The following is a 505-nucleotide window of genomic DNA, read 5'->3' as shown; positions in this document are numbered from 1 at the left end:
CTATAGTCATATTAATTCCTGCTTGTACTTCTTCTGGAATTTCTGGAGTTTCTTCTTTTACCTTATGAATAGTAAATTCTGCTGCTGAAGCAAATTGATTTGAGCTATTTGTTGCTCCTTCAGTAACGCTTATCTTAACATATCTAGCATCTACAGCATCAAACTTAGCATACTTGTTAGCTATATTATTATCCCAAGTAAATGTACCAACACTAGTATATTCATCTTCTGCATTAGCCTTTACTAATATTTCACACTTTAACACTCTTCCATTTGGGCTACCATCTTGTCTTGGAATATAAGTTATTTTATCTATATTTTGAACTTCCTTCATATCCACTTCAATAGTTGCTGGTAATGCTTGATATGGACTATAGTTTGAATGCCAAATAGTATTTAAGTCATTATCAAATGCTAAATATGCTGGTCCTTCAACTCCATTTACAAGTGCATTTTCATTATCAGATGTAACTGTAAAATTAGTTGAATCTATAACTGTTTCATC

1 protein-coding gene is annotated in these 505 nt (G+C 31.7%); it reads right to left on the bottom strand.

The annotated features are described in order from the left end of the window. The coding region (locus HMPREF0216_RS14020) for a discoidin domain-containing protein (RefSeq protein WP_005215563.1) at nucleotides 1-505 on the bottom strand (505 nt) is incomplete at both ends.

This window comes from Clostridium celatum DSM 1785 (assembly GCF_000320405.1).
Classification (GTDB): domain Bacteria; phylum Bacillota; class Clostridia; order Clostridiales; family Clostridiaceae; genus Clostridium; species Clostridium celatum.
The sequence above is the reverse complement of the archived record's forward strand: the minus strand, read 5'-3'. Positions and strand labels throughout refer to the sequence as shown.